This is a genomic window from Maritalea sp., assembly GCF_051251695.1.
Lineage (GTDB): Bacteria > Pseudomonadota > Alphaproteobacteria > Rhizobiales > Devosiaceae > Maritalea.
On the sequence record NZ_JBPOEU010000015.1, the window covers coordinates 65,610 to 88,840 of the forward strand.

The 23,231-nt window shown below is 50.9% G+C and carries 18 protein-coding genes and 1 tRNA gene; 4 read left to right on the forward strand and 15 right to left on the reverse strand.

What is annotated here, in order from left to right:
* The first annotated feature begins 11 nt into the window (after positions 1-11).
* Both ACSHWX_RS10945 and ACSHWX_RS10950 read left to right on the forward strand, forming a co-directional pair.
* Positions 12-464, forward strand: a complete 453-nt coding sequence (locus ACSHWX_RS10945) for an ankyrin repeat domain-containing protein (RefSeq protein WP_435668257.1) — start codon at positions 12-14, stop codon at positions 462-464.
* Complete coding sequence (locus ACSHWX_RS10950) at positions 464-1,300, forward strand: sulfite exporter TauE/SafE family protein (protein WP_435668258.1); 837 nt, start codon at positions 464-466, stop codon at positions 1,298-1,300. The genes ACSHWX_RS10945 and ACSHWX_RS10950 overlap by 1 nt, the downstream gene beginning before the upstream one ends.
* 49 nt (positions 1,301-1,349) lie before the next feature.
* Here ACSHWX_RS10950 and ACSHWX_RS10955 read toward each other — a convergent pair whose 3' ends face one another.
* The 3 genes from ACSHWX_RS10955 to ACSHWX_RS10965 form a co-directional block, all read right to left on the reverse strand.
* Complete coding sequence (locus ACSHWX_RS10955) at positions 1,350-2,072, reverse strand: SIMPL domain-containing protein (RefSeq protein ID WP_435668259.1); 723 nt, start codon at positions 2,070-2,072, stop codon at positions 1,350-1,352.
* A gap of 87 nt (positions 2,073-2,159) precedes the next feature.
* Positions 2,160-2,576 carry a c-type cytochrome gene (locus ACSHWX_RS10960; protein ID WP_435668260.1) on the reverse strand — a complete coding sequence of 139 codons (417 nt, stop codon included), beginning with the start codon at positions 2,574-2,576 and terminating at the stop codon, positions 2,160-2,162.
* A gap of 106 nt (positions 2,577-2,682) precedes the next feature.
* Complete coding sequence (locus ACSHWX_RS10965; protein ID WP_435668261.1) at positions 2,683-3,009, reverse strand: ArsR/SmtB family transcription factor; 327 nt, start codon at positions 3,007-3,009, stop codon at positions 2,683-2,685.
* A gap of 241 nt (positions 3,010-3,250) precedes the next feature.
* On the opposite strand from ACSHWX_RS10965, the gene ACSHWX_RS10970 reads away from it, so the two are divergent.
* Positions 3,251-3,327 (forward strand) — tRNA-Ile (locus ACSHWX_RS10970).
* Positions 3,328-3,690: 363 nt separating this feature from the next.
* On the opposite strand, the gene ACSHWX_RS10975 is transcribed toward ACSHWX_RS10970, so the two are convergent.
* The 8 genes from ACSHWX_RS10975 to ACSHWX_RS11010 all read right to left on the reverse strand — a co-directional run bounded on the left by ACSHWX_RS10975 (position 3,691) and on the right by ACSHWX_RS11010 (position 14,251).
* Positions 3,691-5,259: an ABC transporter substrate-binding protein gene (locus ACSHWX_RS10975; RefSeq protein WP_435668262.1), complete on the reverse strand. Its 1,569-nt coding sequence runs from the start codon at positions 5,257-5,259 to the stop codon at positions 3,691-3,693.
* 24 nt (positions 5,260-5,283) lie between these two features.
* A complete protein-coding gene (locus tag ACSHWX_RS10980) occupies positions 5,284-6,384 on the reverse strand; it encodes a DUF917 domain-containing protein (protein WP_435668263.1) in 1,101 nt (366 codons plus the stop codon).
* Positions 6,381-7,484: a DUF917 domain-containing protein gene (locus tag ACSHWX_RS10985; RefSeq protein ID WP_435668264.1), complete on the reverse strand. Its 1,104-nt coding sequence runs from the start codon at positions 7,482-7,484 to the stop codon at positions 6,381-6,383. The genes ACSHWX_RS10980 and ACSHWX_RS10985 overlap by 4 nt, the downstream gene beginning before the upstream one ends.
* A complete protein-coding gene (locus ACSHWX_RS10990) occupies positions 7,477-9,021 on the reverse strand; it encodes a hydantoinase/oxoprolinase N-terminal domain-containing protein (RefSeq protein WP_435668265.1) in 1,545 nt (514 codons plus the stop codon). The genes ACSHWX_RS10985 and ACSHWX_RS10990 overlap by 8 nt, the downstream gene beginning before the upstream one ends.
* A 2-nt stretch (positions 9,022-9,023) precedes the next feature.
* Positions 9,024-10,730 (reverse strand): dipeptide ABC transporter ATP-binding protein, encoded by a 1,707-nt coding sequence (locus ACSHWX_RS10995; protein ID WP_435668266.1) that lies wholly within the window; start codon positions 10,728-10,730, stop codon positions 9,024-9,026.
* The gene (locus ACSHWX_RS11000) at positions 10,727-11,611 is read right to left on the reverse strand and encodes an ABC transporter permease (RefSeq protein ID WP_435668267.1); all 885 of its coding nucleotides are present in this window, start codon (positions 11,609-11,611) and stop codon (positions 10,727-10,729) included. The genes ACSHWX_RS10995 and ACSHWX_RS11000 overlap by 4 nt, the downstream gene beginning before the upstream one ends.
* A complete protein-coding gene (locus ACSHWX_RS11005) occupies positions 11,608-12,630 on the reverse strand; it encodes an ABC transporter permease (protein ID WP_435668268.1) in 1,023 nt (340 codons plus the stop codon). The genes ACSHWX_RS11000 and ACSHWX_RS11005 overlap by 4 nt, the downstream gene beginning before the upstream one ends.
* A 97-nt stretch (positions 12,631-12,727) precedes the next feature.
* Positions 12,728-14,251, reverse strand: a complete 1,524-nt coding sequence (locus ACSHWX_RS11010; protein WP_435668269.1) for a response regulator transcription factor — start codon at positions 14,249-14,251, stop codon at positions 12,728-12,730.
* Between the two features lie 269 nt (positions 14,252-14,520).
* Between ACSHWX_RS11010 and ACSHWX_RS11015 the strand changes: the two genes are divergently transcribed.
* Positions 14,521-16,137, forward strand: coding sequence for an alpha-glucosidase (locus tag ACSHWX_RS11015; RefSeq protein WP_435668274.1), 1,617 nt, complete (start codon positions 14,521-14,523; stop codon positions 16,135-16,137).
* Here ACSHWX_RS11015 and ACSHWX_RS11020 read toward each other — a convergent pair.
* The 4 genes from ACSHWX_RS11020 to ACSHWX_RS11035 all read right to left on the reverse strand — a co-directional run.
* A complete protein-coding gene (locus ACSHWX_RS11020; RefSeq protein ID WP_435668270.1) occupies positions 16,134-18,557 on the reverse strand; it encodes a glycogen/starch/alpha-glucan phosphorylase in 2,424 nt (807 codons plus the stop codon). The two genes, ACSHWX_RS11015 and ACSHWX_RS11020, sit on opposite strands and share 4 nt — an antisense overlap.
* A 187-nt stretch (positions 18,558-18,744) precedes the next feature.
* Complete coding sequence (locus ACSHWX_RS11025) at positions 18,745-20,376, reverse strand: alpha-D-glucose phosphate-specific phosphoglucomutase (RefSeq protein ID WP_435668271.1); 1,632 nt, start codon at positions 20,374-20,376, stop codon at positions 18,745-18,747.
* Between the two features lie 28 nt (positions 20,377-20,404).
* Positions 20,405-22,507 (reverse strand): glycogen debranching protein GlgX, encoded by a 2,103-nt coding sequence (glgX, locus tag ACSHWX_RS11030; protein WP_435668272.1) that lies wholly within the window; start codon positions 22,505-22,507, stop codon positions 20,405-20,407.
* Positions 22,497-23,231, reverse strand: a 735-nt coding sequence (locus ACSHWX_RS11035) for a glycosyltransferase (protein ID WP_435668273.1), incomplete at its 5' end; no start/stop codon positions are given. The genes ACSHWX_RS11035 and glgX, both read right to left, overlap by 11 nt.

The window sequence follows — 23,231 nt, forward strand, 5'->3', positions numbered from 1 at the left end:
AGGTGTGCGTCATGAGACTGCTTTTACTTTTACCCTTACTGGGCCTTGTTTTTGGATGTGTACAGCGGATGGGCGATGAGCCCTCGATATTTCAAACTGTGCGCAACAACGACGCTACTGAACTTTCATATTTGTTGGATGGCGGCGCTGATCCAAACCAAAAGAATGGTATTGGAGAGCCCTTAATCTTTGTTGCAGCTGGCCCAAAAGGTGGGTTGCCCGTTGTTGATTTACTGTTGCGCGCCGGTGCAGACCCGAACGCGGCTTCTGCAAACGGTCGGACGGCTTTGCACAACTCTGCAGGCTGGTGCACGTTTTCAATTGTGGAAATTCTGCTTGATGGCGGCGCAAATCCGCATTTAACAGCGGATGATGGACGTACTGCACTAGATGCAACTTGCAGTGGGCCTTTGGATTCGCGAAAAATAGTCATCGAAAAATTACGGACTGCAATGAGTAAATAATGGACCAATTGATAGAACTTGTGCCCACGCTTCTTCCAATGGCACTTTGGCTCGTGGGTGCAGGGGTTGCTGCTGGTATCATGGCAGGGCTTTTGGGCGTTGGCGGCGGCATTGTGATGGTGCCGGTTATGGCAACCATTTTTCAGCTGATGGGAATTTCACCTGACATTCTTATGCACATTGCTGTGGCGACTTCGCTCGCGGTGATCGTGCCAACCGGAATTTCAAGCGCTCGATCTCATGCTAAGCGCGGTGCTGTATCGCGAGATTTATTGGTACTTTGGGCCCCCGCGATGGTCGTTGCATCATTTCTTGGCGGGCTTAGCGCTGGCTTTTATTCAGCATTTACGCTGCGCATTGTCTTTGGGGTGATGGCATTCTTCATCGCGATAAACTCCATTGTGCCGCTGCAAAAAATGCTGATGGGTGGTTTGTCGAACTCACCCATCACCCACCGCGTTAGCGCAACGTTTATCGGCTATATTTCATCATTGATGGGCATTGGTGGCGGCTCGCTAAGCGTACCCACTATGACCGTGCTAGGAACGCCTGTTCACACCGCTGTTGGCACAAGTTCTGCCCTTGGGGTGTTTATTGCATTTCCGGCTGTGATTGGTTTTGTGATTTCAGGCTGGAATGTTGCTGACCTGCCAGCTTTATCTGTCGGCTATGTTTCAATCCCGGCGATGGCGATGCTGGCGATCGGGGCTATTCTATTTGCACCCGTTGGTGCAATGATTGCGCACAAATTGTCGGCAACGCTGCTTAAAAGAGTGCTAGCTGTCTATTTGCTGATTGTGGGCACACGTATGATCATTCAAGCGTTGTTTGGATAATGTTTCGGGGCAACTTGGTAGCTGCCCCAAAACATAAACGTACGATCAATCATTCTGATATTTGCCAAGTGACATTAACGGTTATGGAATAATCCAATTCGCCGGCTTGCACGGGGACTGAGTCAGACATTGCCATTTCCATACGCGCCATATTGGCATAGGGCTGCGGCGTGTGACCTGAGTTCTCGGAAATACTCAGAATACGGTCAAGGTTTAAGTCTGCTGCGTCAGCATAGATTTTGGCGTTTTTCAGGGCTTCCATAATTGCATTTTTGCGCGCCTCATCCAACAGTTTTGCTGGTTCAGCGACGGCAAAGCTAACGCCGTTCACAGAGTTGGCGCCAACGGTGACTGCCTTATCCAGAACATCACCAAGATTGTCGAGTTCCAAAACACCAACTGTCACCATGTTGGAAACGCGATAGCCGTTAATTTTGGGCGCCAACGTGTACCCGTTTTGATCGCGCTTATCAGAATGCACGTAATTTGGCTGAACGGAAAAGTTTGATGTTTGGATATGTTTTGCTTCTATACCCGCGCCTTTCAGCACCTCAATAAGAGCACTCATGGCCTCGTTGTTTGCGCTTAGTGCATCGCGGGCGGTTTCGCCTTCTGTCACAACACCAGAGGTGACAATGGCCATGTCTGGCGCAGCCGTCACGTTGCCGGTGGCGCTGATATTGATGGTGGCGATCTGGTCTTCAGCCGCCGCCTGCTGGACACTAAAGCCAAGAATAATGATGGCGGAAAGGGGAAGTAATTTCTTTAACATTGTGGTCTCCGTTCGAAAAATACTCGACCGGAACATGTCAGAATATTGCGGCCCGATTGGGGCAGGCCGCAATAGGAAAAATGCGTATTATTTGCTTTCGGTCGCTGTCGCGGCTGGGTCGAATTCAGGCGAGAACTGCAGCAAATAGGCGATCAGATTATCCTGATCTTTCTCTTTTTTCAGGCCAGCAAAGGTCATTTTGGTGCCCTTGAGGAACTTTTTGGGTTTGGTCACAAACTCTTTCATGTTGTCGATGTTCCAAACCAGCTCGGCTTCGCCAGCTTCCGTCATTGCTTTAGAATATTTGAAGTCCTCAACGGACCCAGCTTGGCGGCCAAAAACATTGTTGAGCGCGGGGCCAACTTTTGATTTTGCCTTGTCGCCAACCATATGGCAGGCCTTGCATTTCTTGAATATTTTTTCGCCTTTTTCCACGTCACCATCTGCGAATGCAGGGGCTGACAATGCGAGAAACATAGCGGTTAATATGGAGAGGAATTTCATGGATGACACCTATCATGTTGATCATTGGCGCCAACATGGATCAGAATAAACCGTGCGGCAATGCCATCAATTGCCGCACGTTGGAAGCTCGTTAATAAAGAACTTGCTAGCAAAAAGTGCCGTGCACCGCATTGATAATTGTGCGCACCCGGTCGTCCGCCAGCGAATAATATATGGCTTTGCCATCTCGTCTGGTTTTCACAAGGCCTTCTTGTCGCAGCCGCGCTAGTTGCTGAGAAACGGCTGCTTGGCGCGCCTCTAGCAGTTCTTCAAGTTCAGACACAGAAGCTTCACTCTCTGAAAGGCGACACAGAATCATCAAGCGCCCTTCATGGGCGATCGCCTTCAAAAAAGACGATGCTTCTGCTGCGGAATAATGCAGGTCATTTGAAATTGGAGTTTTGGAGCTTATTTCGATTTCATGTAATGACATAAACCTACCCTATCGAGGCGTATAGCGCCTCATAATTGTACTTTTTTAAAAATGAGAATATGTGTCAGGAGGCATATTCACTTAAAACATATACTTAAGTATTTTCCCAAAATCCTAGACAATCGAAGGCGGAATGAGGGAACCCAACTGGGGATAATGTTATTCAAATTTCGTAATGTGATCAAGCTTGCATTTTATGCTTTTAAATTTGCATCCAGCTTGCTATTAGCTGAGCCGGGTTGGGCCTGTAGCTCAGTTGGTTAGAGCCGACCGCTCATAACGGTCTGGTCGTAGGTTCGAGTCCTACCGGGCCCACCATTTTTTCTTAATAAAATCAATCTGTTATGAGGTGGGTTGTCTTTTTGGATTTTTGTTTCAACCCATAAATGCCCCAATAAAACAGTTAAAAAGGTGCACCGCGCATAAATTTGGAATGAGGGTGGCCATTTATCACTCCAATAGCTCTGACCAACATCCCCAAAATCTTGCAGTTTTAGACTTCAGCACTAATTGTTCCTCCGCAATAGGTGCTGTGTAGACTTCGACTTAATAAGTTGGCGAATGGCAATTTATATTAGCACGGTTCTGCGACGAACGGATCATTGAGATCTTTTACATGTGGGAAAGCGGCCAAGACTTATTGGCCGCTTTCTTTCTTGGGTGGTCACGAGGACCGGAAGGTTATTCGCAAACCCACCGCATCGTGTGGAAGTTGAACTCGAAGCTCTGCATTGGAACCCATGTGAACCCTTCTAGGCAACGATGAAATGCTTGCTGAGAACGTTGGGTTAGCACAAAGACAGCAACTTGCTCATCAACCAATTTGCGCTGCAAATCGGCATAAATCGCATTTTGGGCATCGACGTCAACTGTCCCGCGTGCTGTGTCGATCATCTTGTCGATCTCGTCATTCATGACCCATTCCATAGACTGCCAAGTGCCCGCCGCACGGCTGTGGTACTGGCCAAAGAAATAGCTGTCAGGTGAGGGGTATGTTGCGCCGTAGAACACTTGTGTCATTGCAGGGGTAGTATCTACATTTGCTGCAAGTTCAGTCATCCGGTTCCAAGGCTCAGGCTTTAGGATTGTGTTGAACCCAATTGTATCCAGGATCGACTTTGTCAACAGCGCAATCTCTTCCTCAAACGCCAGACCAGCCACATACATCATTTCAATGTCGATTGGTCCATCAGCCGAATAAGGTGATGCCTCAACTAACGCTTTGGCTGCTTCTAAATCGAACTTGGGCAGTGCAACATCTTTTGGGAATGCATCAGCAAAAACCGGCGGCATTGGTCCTGCCAATGGCTCGCCTGGCAGCAACACCTCACGGATTGTGTCGTAGTCTGTTGCTAAAGCTAAGGCGCGGCGAATGTTCACATCATCCGTTGGTGCGATCTGGTTGTTTAGCTTGAAGTAGAAGTTCGTGGCGGTTGGATACTCGACAATTCGATAATCCTCTAGCGCACCAATGCTGGCATAAGTTTCTTGAGCTTGAGCATCCGACGACATTGTAAGTTCACCAGCTACTGCTAGCGCTTTCACTGTGGCTTCTTCGTTGGTTACGACGAAACGAACTTCATCGATCGCCTGATCATCCCAGCCAAGGTGATAGTTTTCATACCGCTTGATCGTCATCGATGCGCCACGGTCCCAACTGTCGAGCATGAACGCGCCTGCGCCAAGAGTGTTATTGGCGATATAACCTTGAGCCCATGGGTCGTCTTCGGTCGCTTGGGCAGCCGCCACATCAGAGTTCACCAAAAACAGAAGTGGTGTGGTGGTGAGGAACGGTGTGTACACCTCGTTTAGGACAAATTGAACTTTGTGGTCGTCCAATGCTGTCACGGAGCCTTCAGACAATAGGTTGCTGAACAGATATGACGGGCCTTCATTGATTGCCAACAGGCGCTCTACGGACCAGACAACGTCCTTGGCTTCAATGGGTGATCCGTCTTGAAACGTCGCACCCTTTTTCAAGGTGAATGTCCATGTCAACGTATCTTCAGATACTTCCCAACTCTCAGCAAGTAAGGGTTGAATTGCGCCGTCACCGTCTAGTGTTGTAAGGGCCTCATACATGTTCACCGCGGCCATATACTCGGTGTAATCGTTGATCTTAGCGGGGTCCACTGTCCCGAAAATCTGCACCGTATTGACGGTAACAACGTTTTGCGCAAATGCAGGAACGCTAGCGCCAAGCGCTAGAGCCGCTGTTGCACCTAAAAGAAGGGATCGTAATGATTTCATTATCTTAACTCCTTGTTGTTGTGTCTAAATTGCGGACCCTGAAAGGTCTTCTATTGGAACGTAAGTGTGTTCATATCCGAAGTATTTTGGACCGACGAGATCAAGGCCATGTTCTGAACGCCATTTAGGATCACACGGCAAACCAAAGACGATCACGCGAAATCCGTAACCCATTTGTTCGGTCGTGATCGGCACGCCAGTTTCTAAATCCAGTAAGCAGATCAAGTCAGGTGTTGTGGCCATCGGCCGGCCATCGTCAGTCTCTGCGACGAGGAATTCATTTTGAAAATGCAACTTCATTTTCATCCCATGATTGCTCTCAAGTCCGTCGATCAAAGCCGTGCCGCGCGCAAAACCGCCCGTTGTGCGCCGATCAACATCGACGATGCGGCCTTCGAACAACCGCACGCCGTTTAACTCGCTTGCAAGGCGGTCAGCGCAGTTGCGGTTGGCCGCTTGCTCTTGGGCGATGATATTGCCAATCGCATGAATCAACGAAAGTGAGCCACGCAAAACCGCAGCTTTAGCTTGTTTGCCGGTCATGGGGTAAAGTGCGATCAGTCCCGCGCCACCCATTTCCACGGTGATAACCCGCGCAAATTTCTCAGTCGACAAGTTGTCCACGGTGTTCATCGTCACAGCATTGCCCTTGTCATCCGCCATAGTCATTGGGCAGGCGCTGATGCCGCTCATGGTCATTGAAACCATCTGCAATTCGGGAAAAGCGCGGCCCATTCCATCCCCATCGACAATCGGTAGCCCCAAAGTTGAGGCAACGGCGATAGGGATCGTCGAGTTTAGTCCACCCGCTTCGATACAAAAGATAGCGTCGGCTTTTCGCCCGACAACTGCCTCAAGCGCCCGCACCGCAGCGACAGCTTCGTCGCCACGCGGTAGCTTTTCCAGCATGACAGTTGGTGCGCCCATCATGGCGACAGGAATAATCAACGCATCGTCATCAAGCGCATCAACATCAATAACTGGCACTGGGCCGTTTTGGGCGATTGCTTGCTCGGCCATCAGTTTGCCAATGTAAGGGTCTCCGCCACCACCAGTTCCCAAAAATGCGCCACCAAGGGCGACATGTGCCATATCGGCATGGGTGATTTGGTTCAAAGAAATCATGATGTGCTCCCGTTTGGTTTCATCGGGTTGAATGTGATGTCGTGATAGCCAAAGGCTGCTGGCCCGACGACCGCCAAAGCTTCTGGTGTGCGCAACAGCGCATGACAGGGTAGACCCAAAATGGCGATCCGTTGTCCATAGCGCAGCATCTCCGTTGTGATGGGCAGGCCGGTATCGGCGTCCAGCACCACGACCAGATCGGGCACGCAAACTTCAACAATCCCATTGCGCATGAAAATCAGAAATTCATTCTGCAGATCGATGCGACCAGTATCTCCCTGAAAAGCGCCAAAGCCTTCCAGCGACAATTGACCAACGGCAAACCCGCCCTTCAAATGGCGCTCTAGATCAGAGATTTTGGCGGTCATGAGCAGCCGCCCGTTTTCTTGGTCAATTACGGCCTGCACGGGATCGCGGTTCTGCGCATTGGCTTCAAGCACCGCGCGTCCTAAATTGCGGGCTTGGGTGACCGTGTTGGGAATGGCGGCGCGTTTGACGAATTCGCCACGCATCGGCGCTTGTGCAAGGCCAGCCGCGGCCCCCATGGTCACCACGCAAGAACGTGCCAAATCTTCAAGCCATTTGTCTGATGGCGTTGTGCGGAAAACGACAACATTGCCTTTTTCGTCCGCCATTGCCGCAGGGACGGAACGTTGGCCATAAATTGACCACGTAATCATCTGCATTTCTGGAAAGGCGCGGCCCATGCCGTCGCCGTCCACCACTGGCAAGCCTGCTTGAGCGGCGGTAAGGATCGGCTCCATCGAATTTGAGCCGCCGATTTCTGCGGATATCAGCGCATCGACCTTTTGCCCAACTTCTTCTTCAACAGCGCGCAATGCCCGCAAGCATTCCTCGCCCTCTTCGATTTTTTCAACGCCGACAACCGGCGCACCAATCCCGCCAAGTGAGACAACAAGCGCATCATCGGGCAATTCGTTAAGCGGGATAACAGGCACTTTGCGCCCCATCCGCAATTGCTCGCGGCAGCGCAGCTTGCCGATATATGGATTGCCACCACCGCCGGTGCCAAGGATTGCGGCACCGATTTCTAGCGCATCCAAGTCCTCTAGTGTGATTTCGCGTAAAACATCAGTCATGCATGGACCCCACAACTTTTAGGCGGATGCGGGTGGCATCACCGGGCAAATAGGCCAGCGGTACATCTTCTTGGTCCAGTAGTTCAATACTGTCAGGTTGCGCGCCAGCAGCAATCGCTTTTTCAGTTGCTTCTTTTCTGGCCTGCGCCAGCGCATCTTCCCTTGTGATCGAGGCAAGGGAGAAAATGCGGTCAACTTCACCAGAGATTTGGCCAATGGCGGCACCAACGGCATTGGCGACTGAAAAATGTTCTGGCCGGATTACCTTTAGATCACCAACTTGATCGGGCATTAAAATCGAGCCGCCGCCGACAGCAAGGATCGGAATTGGCGCAGGGGATACGCGCATTCGCTCTACCGCGTTCACGATCATCTCATCGATCTTGGATTTAGCTCGGTTTAGCCTCTCGCCACCGATTGATTTGGCTTTATCGACATCGCCAATATCTTCTAGCCCGAGCCCAACAACCACATCGGTCGTTGTTGTGGTTTCACCACCAAACACCAGCGCTTCTTGCAAGATGCGATAGCCGACGGACCGAGGGCCGACCGTCATGGCATCTCCATCGCCGTCAATGATGGTTCCGCCGCCTAAGGCAATCGAATAAACATCTGGCATGCGGAAGTTGGTGCGCACACCGCCGACATCCACGGTTGTACTTGCTTGGCGAGGGAAGCCTTTAACAAGCGCGCCCACGTCAGTGGTTGTGCCGCCCACATCCACAACAATGGCGTCGGTTTCACCCGACAGGAATGATGCGCCACGCATTGAATTGGTCGGACCCGAAGCAAAGGTAAGAACGGGATAGGCCTGAACAAAATCCCGGTTCATCAGGGTGCCATCGTTCTGCGTGATGTAATAGGGGCAAGATAGCCCAACATTTTCAAGCGCATCACCAAACGCCGACACTGTCTTGCGGGACAGGCCACGCAATGACGCGTTCATAATGGCGGCATTTTCGCGTTCAAGAATGCCCAAACGGCCAATCTCAGAGGAAAGTGTGAAATCGGCTTGCGGCAACCGTTCTTTAAGCCGCTCCATGGCTATTTTTTCCATCTTGTCATTCACAGGTGAAAAGACAGAAGAAATCGCAATTGAATTAATGCCAGCCGCGCCGATTTCTGCGGCGATCGTATCCAACTCAGTCATGTCTAATGGGCTTATTTCACGCCCATCGAATTCGTGACCGCCTTTAGCCAACCAGAATTTCCCGCCAACGGCATCGCGCATGTCATCTGGCCAATCAACCATCGGGGGCAGACATTGGGCGGCGGGCAAACAAAGACGAACCGCAGCCGTGCGTTCCATATGCCGACGCTCTACAACAGCATTTACAAAATGCGTGGTGCCAATCATCACAGAAGAAACTTGATTTTTGGGCACACCAGATTGTTCGAGCGCTTTGGTGATGCTTTCAGCAACCCCGCCCATAACGTCCTCGGTCGTGGGGGATTTCACCCCGGCAAGGATCGTGTCGCCATCCATAATTACGGCGTCGGTATTTGTACCACCAACATCTACACCAATCCGAAACATCACTATCCTCCTAGTGCTGTGGTGGGGTTAAGCACCGCTGCACGTTCTTCTTTGCTAATTTTGGGTTTTTGCGCTTCTGCGGCGTCCGTTGTAACGGGAATAGCTGACAGTAACGCACGCGTATACGAGTGCTGAGGTGTATCAAAGACTTTATCGACAGCGCCTTCCTCAACAATTGCACCTCGCCACATAACGCCAACGCGATTACAGAAATTGCGCATAAGCGACAGGTCGTGGCTAATAAACAGATAGGTTAGATCGAACTGTTCGCGCAGCCTGTGCAGCAGATCAATCACCGTCGATTGCACCAGCACATCCAACGCACTTGTTGGCTCGTCCAACACCAAAATGCGTGGATTAACCGACAAAGCCCGGGCGATTGCCACCCGTTGTTTTTGCCCACCAGACAGCTCATGCGGATACATGTTCGCCATATCTGCTGGCAAATCCACCATCTCAAGCAACTCCGCGATGCGGGTGTTAATCTGTGAAGACGCGTGGTTGGTGAATTTGAGCGGCACAGCGATTTGATCAGCGATTGTGCGGCGAGGGTTTAAAGAAGAACCGGGATTTTGATAAACGATCTGGATCAGCTTGCGAAATTCTGTCGTACCAGCTGCGTCGCCAACGTCTTGTCCATCAATGGTGATCATCCCCTTCGTCGGGCGAATAAGCCCAAGGGTCATTTTTGCCAACGTGGTTTTACCCGATCCACTTTCACCCGCGAGACCGAAAATATCCCCCGATTTCACGTCAATAGATACATTATCAACCGCCCTATGCACGCTTCGGTGCTGGTTGAAAAAGCCAGAGCGGGCATGAAAGTCTTTGGACACACCCTGAATTGAAATGGCTGCATCGGGATCAATTTTTGTGTTCGTCACTGTATGTACATCGGGGCCATAAAGCGGGGGCACAGCGGCCATCAACTGTTTGGTATAGGCGTGCTTAGGCGCGTTAAAAATCGCCTCTCGGGTGCCAGTTTCCACGATGCGGCCTTTATCCATGACATAAACCCGGTCTGCCATTTCACGCACGACGCCCAAATTGTGGGTAATCAGCAAAAGCGACAGGCCTTCTTCGGCGACTAACCTGTTCAGCAGCACTAAAACTTCGTCCTGTGTGGTCACGTCAAGCGCAGTGCCCGGTTCATCTGCGATCAGCAAGCGGGGTTTGTTCAACAGCGCCATGGCGATCAACACCCGTTGACGCATTCCACCCGACAACATGATGGGATAACTGTTTAGAACGCGCGCGCCATCCGCAAGCTGAACCTTTGAAAGTGTGTCTAAAATAAGCGTTTCTCGTTCCGCGCGGCTGCGTGATCGGGCGAGCCGTATATCGGCATACCTGACAATATCGTCCATTTGCCGTCTGATCGTTAAAACCGGGTTGAACGAGAGCATCGGGTCTTGAAGAATGATCGAGATGCCGGTGCCTTTAAGCTTGTTGCGTTCTACCTTGTTCAGATCAAGCAATGAGCGACCGTCGTAATTTATGCTCCCGCTTTCGATATGGCCCGGCGGCATCGGCAACGTGCCGATTATGGTGCGCATGGTGACGGTTTTACCGGACCCGGATTGTCCGATCAGCGACACGCGTTCCCCTTCGCCAACACTAAGCGAAACATCATCCAGCACTCGCCGGTATTGGCCATAGGCGCGAAACCCGATGCTAAGTCCTTGAATGTCTAACAATGGTGCATTCATACTTCTACATCCATCATGTCACGTAACCCGTCACCCAATAGGTTGAAACCAAGGGTGGCAAATAGGATCGCTAGGCCAGGCATAACGGCCTGCCACCACATCTCGGGCATGTACTCTGACCCGGTCGCAACCATTGTGCCCAAGTCGGGGGTTGGGGGCCGGATGCCAAGGCCGAGAAAAGAAAGAGAAGCCCCGAACAGGATCACAAAACCCGCATCCAACGAAACCTTAACGGCAATGGCGGAAATGCAATTGGGCAGCAGTTCACGAAAGAGAATATGCATGTGGGAGGCACCGGCCAGTTTGGCGGCCTCAACATAGTCTTCGTTCATCTGACCTTTGACGATCCGGTAGATCAGGCGCGTATGCCACGTCCACCACAGCAATGTAATCGCGATCATCGCGTTGACCAGGTTGGGTGACAAAACCGCGGTGATTGCCAGCGCCATTGCCAGCGGCGGTAGGGCCAACATCACATCCGTAAAGCGCATGATGATCGTTTCGGTCCAGCCACCGAAATATCCTGCAACTAGCCCCAGAACGACTCCGAATGGCACAGCCACACCCAAGACACCCACAACAAGCCCAAGTGAAACCCGGTAGCCAAAAAGCACGCGACTGAAAACATCGCGACCCACATTGTCGGTGCCCATCAAATGGTCCCAACTTGGTGGCTGATGGCGGTTGCGAAAATCAACCATCGAACCAGCACTTTCGGGCGACGGTGCAAGCAGAGGGGCAAATATTGCTGCAATGATGACACAGATCACAATGATAGCACCAAACAGTGCCGCAGGATTGCGCGTAAACCGATACATCGCCATTTGTCGCGACGTTAGAACACGTGGGGCGTTGCTAATTGTCTCGCTTGTACCCCTCATTTGCTGTCCTTCGCATTAAGCCTATGGCGCGGATCAAGGATCCCCAAAATGATGTCGATCACTAGGTTTGCAATCACAAAGAATACGCCGGAAATAAGTACAACACCGATCACTGCATTAAGGTCTTTTTGCAAAATGGTCCGCACTCCGTAGCTGGCAATACCGGGCCAAGAGAAAACGAACTCAACAATAAAGGCGTTGCCAATGAGGGAGGCAAATTCAAGCCCCAAAATGGTAAGTGGGGCGACAGCCGAGACACGCAACATATATCGAAATGTCACCACGCGCTCCGGGATGCCGTAAGCACGCGCGGCTTCTACAAAATCTCGGCTTGAAACTTCAATCATGGCCGCACGGGTGATCCTGACCACCTGGCCAATACCGGCTGCTGCCAATGCAATTGAAGGCAACATCAAATGCCGCAATGCATCTCCAACTACATCCCATCGCCATTTTAAGACGCCATCCACAAGCAAGAGGCCTGTAATATCAGCGTTAAAATCGATGCCGCCATCAAGCCGCCCAGTTATGGGAAGAAATCCCCAATAATGGGCGGCCACAAGTTGCAATATAATCGCCAGCACAAAGCCGGGCGTCACCACGCCGATCAGGGAAAAAATCCGCGTGACATTGTCCAGCCAAGTATTGCGGTAAGACGCTGCCAAAATACCCAAAGGGATGGATATGACGATTTGCAAAATGATGGTGAACAGAACCAGTTCAAACGTCGCGGGCAGCGCCGCCATAATGTCGTCGAGCACAGGGCGCGATGTCAAAAGAGATTTGCCAAGATCACCATTTACAAGCCCGTTCAAATAAGTGCCCAGTTGAACGATGAAGGGTTGGTCCAGACCCATCTCTACTTGCAGTTGAAGAACTTGCTCTGGCGTGGCTTTTGGACCAAGCGCAATCCGCGCTGGATCGCCCGGCACAATGCGCGCAATCACAAAAATTAGAATGGCCAGCCCCAACAAAACAAAGAAGAGTGACAGAGCACGGCGGAATAGATATGAAAACATCCAGAACCTCCGCAATCAGCTTAGCTTTACAAACTGCGATCGAGATATTGGAATAACGGATAGTTTGGTTCTAAGTGGGTTAGTTTTCGCCCATTATCTAGATTAAAGTAAATTTTTCAACGAGTTCGCCGCGTCGTTGGACTTCGAAAATGCGATAAAGCCGCGCAAGATGATACTTGATCGTCGCCTCACTTACCGCAAGAGAACGGGCAATTTCCTTGTTGCTCGCGCCCGATTGCAGCGCGGTAACAACCCTATATTGGTGATATGTGATGTTAAGGTCCAGCAAGCCCGGTGGCATCCAATAGCTTCGCCGAATAATATCAACAGTGCGCCGCGCAAGCCGCGCCAGTTGAATATGCCCACGTGCAAACCGGCCTGATGACAAGCGTGCACCAATCCCAGATAGCACGTCGCGATGTTCCAAAAACGGGGCGGCTTGCCCTTCTTTTACGGCCAGCCAAAATGCTTTTTCAACCAACCGTCTGCGTTGGTGTCCGGTCTCCAAACGGGCGGATTGCAAAGCATCGATAATGCTTGTGCGTGGACAGGAAAATTCCACTTCTGGACCATCGAACGCCATTTCCTGGGTTGTGACTTCGCGTAACAAAGATTGGCCAATGGGGCTTAGCAATTTTTCAGGGTCCAAGGCCATCGCGCCGATTTCAGCATCACCAAACCGACAATCGAGCCGGTCAATCGAAACCTCCAACACTGCAAGTAATTCTGATGCCCCGCCATGCCGTTCGGCGTAGCCGGCCCGTAATTTTTCAAGTTCGGCCAATGCGGCCTCTCGCCCTTCAAGAAAGAACGTGCTTTTTACAGCTATCCGGGCCAATTGCGCGTACATCTCCACCCAGCTATCGTTGGCCAAAAGAGCATGCCGCAGCGTTTCTATTCGTGCTGGAATATGTTCGAACCGTCCGGTTTCATAGTCAAGCGCGAGCTCGATAATCTCAATAATCGCTTCTTCGTTGCCGTAAACCTGCCCGGCCTCGCGAAACAGCTGTATGCCTATGTTCAAGTCACGCCGTGCATCGCGCAGCCGTCCCTCCATGATCGAAAGATCTGCCAAATGTAAATGTATGAAATGCTCTAAATACGGGTGATTGGCGTCCCGGTAAGCCGTTATCGCGCGCGCACCTGCAATGCGTGCTTCCTTGATGCGCCCATGCCGCACAAAGAAAACCAATATACAATTGTAAAATAAGCCTTCCAGCAGGGGATTGGCTAGCGGAAGTCGTCGTTCGATATTGATCCATGCGTTTAGTTGCTCTGTACTCACCGGGTCGCCCAAATGAATGGCCATGAATAGAGCATAAAGATCAGACTTAAACGTTCGCTCAAATGTCAGATCAGGATCGTTTAGGTGGGCCAGTGCTCGTCCGGCTCTGCCCTGCTTGGCCAGAAAAAGCATATAAGCCCCAAGCAACGATTCATGTTCGCGCCATAGCCCCTCCGGCATGTCCGAAAGAACCAACCCAAGATCCTCATAACCGTGCAAAAGCGCGAAAAGTTCACCACCCGCCGCCTGAAACAGAGCGATAGCACGCTCGATCTCGTTGGCCTCAAAGGCACTTAAAATGTCGTTGGTACAATCGGAATTGGCAGGGCTTTGCATAGCATAAACCCTACATCTGTTATCCTATCAGTCAAGTTTGGCGGAAAACTTGGCATTTACGCCGCCGTCGAAATTCAACTGGGCAAGCTCAAAACTGAAGATGGACGCAAATCAATCAGTATTTATCTTTGCAACTGGCCGCTTATTTGTAAAACGCACTATTCTATTTGGCTTCTACCGTTCACAAGTTGGTAGTTTGGCACTTGACATTTGGGGCACTTTCTAATGAGGTTTTTGTGTTCATATACATGTAATTAGGGGATTTTTTGGTGCAAGAATGGTGGCGAGATGCTGTAGTTTATCAGGTTTATCCAAGGTCGTTTCAGGACGAAACTGGCGACGGGGTTGGCGATCTAATGGGCATTACGCGCCGATTGGATCATATTGCTGAACTTGGTGCCGACTGCATTTGGCTTTCGCCAATTTTTGCCTCGCCCCAGGCCGATATGGGCTATGATGTTTCCGACTATTTGGCTGTTGATCCTTTGTTTGGTGATCTTGCCGCATTTGATAAACTCATTGCATCTGCCCATGCGCGTGGGTTGAAGGTCATCGTTGATCAAGTGCTGTCGCACACCTCAGAAAAACATGACTGGTTCAAGCAATCACGTCTTAGTCGAAACAATGACAAGGCAGATTGGTATGTTTGGGCTGATCCATTGCCCGATGGTTCTCCGCCAACAAATTGGCACAGTCATTTTGGTGGCCCTGCTTGGGAATTTGATCCTCAACGTGGTCAATATTATTTGCATAATTTTCTAGCATCACAACCGGATCTGAATTTTCACAATCCTGATGTCGTCGACGCCATTTTGGAAACGTGCAGGTTTTGGTTAGACCGTGGTTTGGACGGGTTCCGTCTGGATACGGTCAATTACTATTTCCACGACCAAAAACTGCGCTCTAACCCGCCTGCGCAGGTAAAGCCGCAGGTGATGGCGACTGATCTATATGGCATGCAGGACAATATCTACAATAAGACGAGGCCTGAAAATATTGGGTTTCTTGAACGGTTGCGCACGCTAACGGATCAATATTCTGACATTATGATGGTGGGTGAAGTCGGTGAAATGGGGCGCCGTTCCATCGAGATTATGGGCGAATACACCGAAGGGACCAACAGGCTCCATATGGCGTATAGCTTTGCAATGTTGGGACCAGATTTCAGCGCAGACCACTTTCGAAGTTGCATCGAGGGGTTCCAAAAAGGCGCACCCGGTGGTCACCCATATTGGTCATTCAGCAACCACGATGTACCTCGACAAGTAAGCCGCTGGGCCGAGTATGCTGTGAACGAAGATAGTATGGCGCGGCTTGCCTGTGCGATGTTGATGTCTTTTGAAGGGACCATCGGCATCTATCAAGGCGAAGAACTGGGCCAGACAGAAACGGAGCTAACTTTTGAGGAATTAACTGACCCGCCTGCAATTCGATTTTGGCCAGCCGTGAAAGGACGTGACGGCTGCCGCACACCCATGGTTTGGGAGAAAGATGCTGAAAATGCTGGTTTTTCCACGGGCACGCCATGGCTGCCTGTGAAGGCACCACAGGCAGGAAAAGCGGTCGATAGCCAAGGTGACGGGAGCGTTTTAGCCTATTATAAAGACGCGATTGCCCGTCGGAAATCGAGCCCTGCTTTGAGCGGTGGGAAGACAAAATTCATATCATTGCCAGAACCCATTTTAGCGTTCAGTCGTGTTTCTAAGGAAGAAACGCTCACCTGCGTATTTAATCTCTCGACTGAAGCACACACCTTACAGACCAAAGGCAATGTTGACATTTTGCATGGCAACGAAGTCACGCTGGATAAAGGCAAGATTGCGTTGGCGGGCAACGGGTTCGCCTATTTATCTCATGGAGCTGATTTTACGATTACGTCGAGCTAAGACAGGCTTTTTGTGTCCCAAATGTCGGCCATGTAACCTTTGATCGTGCGATCGGATGAAAAGAACCCTGACCCTGCGATATTACGCAGCGCCAATGTGTTCCAGTGATCCTTATCGGTAAAGGCCTGGTCGACATCTGCCTGACACGCCAAGTAGCTGTCAAAGTCGGATGCGACAAGAAACGGGTCGTGGTTCCATGTCGCATCAACCAGACCACCATATCGGCCTTTGTCCTCAGGGCTAAAACGTCCCTCGGCGATCATTTGCAATATGTCTTGAAGCGGCTGGCTGGCAGAAATCGCCTGCCGCGCGTGATCGTGTACAAGGTAACGCTCCTGCACTTGGGATGCGGTCATCCCGAACAAAAAGAAATTCTTTGCCCCCACATGTTCGCGGATTTCAACATTGGCGCCGTCCAACGTGCCGATGGTCAAAGCACCGTTCATAGTGAATTTCATGTTGCCGGTGCCGGACGCTTCTTTCCCCGCAGTTGATATTTGCTCAGATAAATCTGTTGCAGGAATAAGGCGCTCCGCCATCGAGACATTATAGTTTGCCGGATAAACGACCTTTAATAGATCGCCAACAACTGGGTCATTGTTGATGGTTTTTGCCACATCGTTGATCAGGTGAATAATTTCTTTTGCGGCAAAATAGCCAGGTGCAGCTTTGCCACCAAACACTTTGACGCGTGGGGTCCAATTGCCTTGCGGATTGGCCCTAATGGCAGACCAGCGTGCAATCGTTTCAAATACATTCAGCAATTGCCGCTTATATTCATGCATACGCTTAATCTGAACATCAAACATCGCATCCGGGTTCAGTGAAATACCGAGCTGCGCGCCTACCCAATTGGATAGAGCGACTTTGTTTTTGCGCTTTGCAGCGCCGATTGCATCGCGCACGTCTTGATTTGCTTCATGTGCGCCCAGCTCAGAAAGCCGATCTAGGTCGTTTTCCCAGCCTGCACCAATTGTATCAGTTAGAACACTGGACAATGAAGGGTTCGACAAACGCAACCAACGCCTTGGAGTGACGCCATTGGTTTGGTTTAGTATCCGTGCTGGATAAAGTCCGTTAAGACCTGCGAAAACAGTCTCTTTCATCAGCTGGGTATGCAGGGCTGAAACGCCGTTGACATTGGTCGCCATGACAAATGCCAATGTACCCATATGAACCTGATCTTGCCGAACAATGCCAAGTTCCGCACTGCATTTGGTGGTCAATTGATGCTCTTGGTCAACCCGCTCAATAATCTGCATATGGCGGGGCAGCACACGGCCCAATAGCCACGTTGACCATGTTTCAAGCGCCTCTGGCAAAAGGGTGTGATTGGTATAGTTTAAACATTTCACGGAGATACGCTTCGCCACGTCCCACGCCAAGCCATGTTGATCCATCAAAAGCCGGATCAGTTCAGGGCCGGCAAGGGCAGGGTGCGTATCATTCATCTGGATTGCGACCTTCGCGGGTAGCAATTCAAGGTCGTCATATTCGCTTAGGAAGCGGCGCAAAATGTCTTGCAACGAAGCAGAGGTCAGGAAATATTCCTGTTTTAGTCGTAGTTCCTTTCCGCTGTCCGTCGTGTCGTCTGGGTATAGGACCCGCGACAAGGTTCGCGCCAATGCTTCGGGCGTCGCGGCTGCGGTATAGTCGCCGGAATTGAACCGCTCTAGATCAAATAATTCAGTTGGGTGGGCACCCCATAACCGCAACGTGTTTGCCCATTTTCCCTGCCATCCCACCACTGGCATGTCATATGCGCGTGCATAAACTGTTTCCGATGGTCGCCAAGTCAGCTTGCCATCAACATCAGCGACATGCCCTTTAAAAGGTATAGTGTAACGCGCCTCCGGCCGCACAAACTCCCAAGGATGAGGTTGGTTTAGCCAATCTTCAGGATGCTCGACCTGCCGACCACCCTCAAATCTTTGCCGGAACAAGCCGTGTTCGTAGCGGATACCATAGCCAACAGCAGGGCAGGCCAACGTCGACATGCTTTCCAAAAAACAAGCCGCCAAACGTCCCAAACCACCATTGCCCAATGCCGCGTCAGGTTCATCTGCGATGACATCGGCTAGGCTGATGCCTTCGCCGTCCAGAACATCTTTCACAATGTCGAACAGACCTAAATTCATCATTGCATCACCAAGGATGCGGCCAATCAAAAATTCTAATGACAGATAATAAACGCGTTTGCCCTGCGCCTCATATGTCTTTCGTGTCGCCGCAAACCATGGCTCGATAATCAGATCACGAACACTGTAGCTGACGGCCATACGCCAGTCATAAAGACTGGCATGGGGTTTGTCTTTCCCCAGCGTAAAGGTCAGATGTTTGGTGATGCGAACCCGGAACGCATCTGCGGACTGATCATTCATTACGTCCATCAAGAGAATTCCTTGTTTCGTCGCGGTCAACCAAAGGGGCCTTTGGGCGCGCTAATTCAATGTTTCTTCGTTTTTTGATGCTGTTCGAAACAGTTCAAGAAACGCGTGATACTCTTTTTCACCACCAGATGCCAAGAGGGCCGGCCATGAAATTTTGATTATTCGCAACAATTCAACGCGCAGGTTTTGCGCGTCTTCTAGGCGAAATCATCCCAATTCAGGTGATAACGTCAGGGTCCGTCCGACCTGTCATTGCCGCTAAATCCGAAAGCTCAAGCGCAGCAATCTGCACCTCTTTCAACGCATCTTCAGGAGATAGTTGAAGTTTATCCGGATCGGTTTCAATCTGTTCGAGATAAATACGGATCGTTGCGCCGACAGTTCCTGTGCCAGATAGGCGGAAAACAGCTCTTGCGCCCTGCGCAAACGAAATCCGAATTCCCTGACCTTCAGACCGTGAACCGTCAACCGGGTCGTCGTAAGCAAACTCATCGCCAGTTTCTACCATCAGCCCATTTACCTTGGTTCCCGCAAGCAACGGCAGCTTAGCGCGAAGGGCGACGATCATCGCATTGGCTTTGTCAGCATCGACATCTTCATAATCATGACGTGAATAGTAGCAGCGTCCATGGGTTGCCCAAAGATCGGCCATCAAATCTGCAACAGATTGCTTGGTGACCGCAAGGATGTTCAGCCACAGCAAGACCGCCCAAAGCCCATCTTTTTCCCTTACGTGGTCAGAACCCGTGCCGGCGCTCTCCTCTCCACATAGTGTAACCTTGCCAGCGTCCAAAAGGTTGCCAAAAAACTTCCAGCCGGTGGGTGTCTCGTAGCAGGCAATATCCAAGCTTTTCGCGACACGGTCCACCGCGCGGGATGTCGGCATTGAACGTGCAACGCCAACCAATCCATCTTTGTAACCCGGGGCCAAATGTGCTTTCGCGGTTAATAGTGCAAGACTATCAGATGGCGTTACATAATTGTTGCGCCCCACAATCATGTTGCGATCGCCGTCACCATCAGAAGCCGCGCCAAAATCAGGGGCGTCAGCGCCATGCATTTTGTCCATCAATGTCTTAGCCCAAATCGGGTTGGGGTCAGGATGGCCACCGCCAAAATCAGGGCTTGGTGTTCCGTTTAATACCGTGCCTTTCGCGGCACCTAGCGTGTCTTCTAGAATGGCGTGCGCGTAGGGGCCGGTAACCGCATGCATAGCGTCGAAATGCATCGTAAAGCCACTTGCGAAAAGGGCGCGGATGTTGTCGAAATCAAACAGCTTTTGCATCAACGCGGCATAGTCGGTAACTGGGTCTACGATTTCGACGTCCATACCTTCGATGCTTTGGCTGCCTAAAGTATCAATGTCTATTTCAACGGATACCGCGATTTTGTAGGTATCAATTGTTGTGGTGCGTTCGAAGATTTTATCGGTAACAGCTTCGGTTGCGGGTCCACCATTTGGGCCATTATATTTGAGACCGAAATCGGCGTTTGGCCCACCTGGATTGTGGCTTGCGGACAGGATTAGACCGCCGTCAGCTTTCCTAAGTCGGATTAGATGAGACGCCGCAGGTGTTGATAGGATGCCACTCTGGCCGATGATGCATTTTGCTGCTCCATTGGCTGCGGCCATACGCAAAATGATTTGAATAGCGTCGTCATTAAAGTAGCGACCATCACCACCAACAACCAGCACTTTGCCCTCTATCCCGCCTATCCCGTCAAAGATCGATTGGACGTAGTTCTCTAGATAATGTGGACGCTTGAAGACAGCTGTTTTTTTACGCAATCCACTCGTGCCAGGTTTCTGACCCTCAATCGGGGCAGTTCGAACTATCTGCATGGGCATTGGCTGGTCTCCACTTTACATTCGTTTATCAATCATCCGTTGGCGTAGTCTTTGTGTTCGCCTCCTGAGAGAATACAACTACAGCGTCTGCTGCTACCGTCATCCCCGGGGTCACCTGAATCGCATCGTCCTGGCTAGTATCAAATCGGCGCACCCAAACACTCCCGTCAGGAAGCACTGGCGGAACGATTTCTATTTCGGCACCTCTATTCAACACGATCAACAGCGTACCTTGACGCTGAACATATTCGGGCGTTCCCGATGCCATGCGCATTTCAGCAACAATGATATCTAATTCGGGATTGTCCCAATCCGCCTGCCGCATTGGCTTTCCGTTTGCACGACGCCAAAATAGATCGGGTTCTCCATCAATATGCCGCTCGCGGGAATGCAAAAATCGCTTTTGGCGCAAAAGAGGGTGCATTTTACGAAACGCGATTGCCTGCTGGCAAAACGCAAAAAACGGGTCGTCCTCTTCCGGCCAGTTCACCCAGCCGATTTGATTGTCTTGGCAATAGGCGTTGTTGTTTCCACCCTGCGAATTGCTCAACTCATCACCGGCCAAAATCATTGGCGTGCCTTGGGACAGCATCAATGTCGCCATCATATTTCGCTTGCGTCGAACTCGCGCCGCAGTGATCGCGGGGTCATCCGTTGGACCGTCAACACCCATATTGTCGGAACGGTTGTTGGAATGGCCATCGCGATTGTCTTCGCCGTTGGCTAGGTTGTTCTTGCTTTTGTAGCTCACCGTGTCGTGCAGCGTGAACCCATCATGTGCGGTGAGGAAATTCAAAGACGAGGTGGCAGATCGGCCGCTATGGTCAAAAAACTGGGCCGATCCAACCAACCGCCCCGCCATATCAGAGACTTTGCCGCGGTCGCCACGCCAAAATTCTCGCGTATTGTCTCGGTACTTGTCATTCCATTCTGCAAATGGCGCGGGATACGCCCCAAGCTGATAGCCGCGTGGGCCGATGTCCCATGGTTCAGCAATCAATTTCACTTTGTTTAATACTGGGTCTTGCCCGACGGCACGAAAGAACGGACCGTCCCGTTCAAATCCGTGACGCGTTCGACCCAATGCAGAACATAGGTCAAACCGGAACCCATCCACATGCATGACCTCCACCCAATAGCGCAAACTGTCCATCACCAATCGGATAACAAACGGGTTTTCAAAATCCAGCGTGTTGCCGCAGCCCGCATCGTCGATGTAATAGCGCCGATCATCAGCCAAGCGATAGTAACTGGCGTTATCAAGCCCTCGAAACATCAGCGTCGGGCCCATTTCGGAGCCTTCTGCGGTGTGGTTATAGACCACGTCCAAGATGACTTCGATTCCAGCTGAATGAAACCGTTGCACCATGAGTTGAAACTCAGCAATATCAGCGCCCTGCATATAACGCGGGTCGGGGGCAAAAAACCCGTAGGTCATATAGCCCCAGTAATTGGTCAACCCGCGATCAAGCAGAAATTTCTCGTTTAAAAATGCCTGCACCGGCAACAATTCTACAGCTGTGACACCAAGATTGTTGAGATGTTCGAGCATCGGGTCCGAGGCCATCGATAAATAGCTACCCGGATTTTTGATATCTTTACGACCCGCTGTTAGACCCTTTACATGTGCCTCATAGATCACCGTGTCTTCTAACGAATGGTTTGGGCGATGTGGTTCGGACCAACCAAAAGTCGGATCAACCACCACACTGCGTGGCATATAAGGTGCGCTGTCATTGGTGTCGAAACTAAGGTCTTTGTCCTTATGGCCGACCTCATAACCAAACAGGGCATTGTTCCATTTTGGGTGCCCGGTTAAACGTTTGGCATAGGGGTCAACCAGCAGTTTGAAAGGGTTGAAACGATGGCCCTCGCTTGGCTTATATGGCCCATCCATTCTAAAGCCATATTGCTGACCTGCCTTCATGCCCGGAAAATATCCATGCCAAACATGGCCTTCGCGTTCTGGCAAAGTCACCACGAGATATTCAGCGCCGTTTTCATCAAACAGACACAGTTTTACGCTTGTCGCGTGCTGCGAGAAGACGGCGAAGTTCACGCCTTCGGGATCAACCGTAGCCCCTAGCGGGGATGCGCGTCCGGGGCCGATAGGAAATGGCTTATTGGTCAATGCGCGTGCCTACCAAAGATTCATAGATGGCGTGATATTCTTCGGCAGATGTCTTCCAACCGACCGGTTGCCGCATCGCTTTTTTCTGCATTTTTTTCCAAACTTTTGGTTGGGCATATAGCTTACCAAGCCGCGCGAATGCATTCGAGAGGGCTTGGGATGTGACTGGAAAGAACTGCAAGCCCGTTGCTACACCGCTCGCAAGTGCAGCAGGGGAGGCGTTGATAACAGTGTCTGCTAATCCACCTGTAAGCGCAACGAGCGGTAAAGTACCATAGCGCAGCCCATATAGCTGGGTAAGACCGCATGGTTCGAACCGCGAGGGGACCAAAATCACATCGCCACCGGCCATCATCTGATGAGACAAAATCTCGTCATAGCCAATTTTGACGGAGACGTTTAGGTTGTCTTCAGCGGCCTTTAACAAAGCGATTTCAAGCTTAGGGTCACCTGATCCAAGCAGGGCAAGTTGCCCGCCATTTTTCAAGAGCTCCGGCAACGCGTCTAGCAATAAGTCAATTCCCTTTTGCTCTGTTAGTCGAGACACGAGCACGCAAAGTGGACCGTCACTCTGTTCTAACCCAAATATTTTTTGCAAAGCTTGTTTATTGGGTGCCTTACCGGCGGCTGTTTTGTACGGCGTGATATGTGGGTCTGTCGCGGGGTTCCAGGTGTTTTCGTCAATGCCATTCACAATCCCAAAAAGGTCGGATTTGCGTTGGCT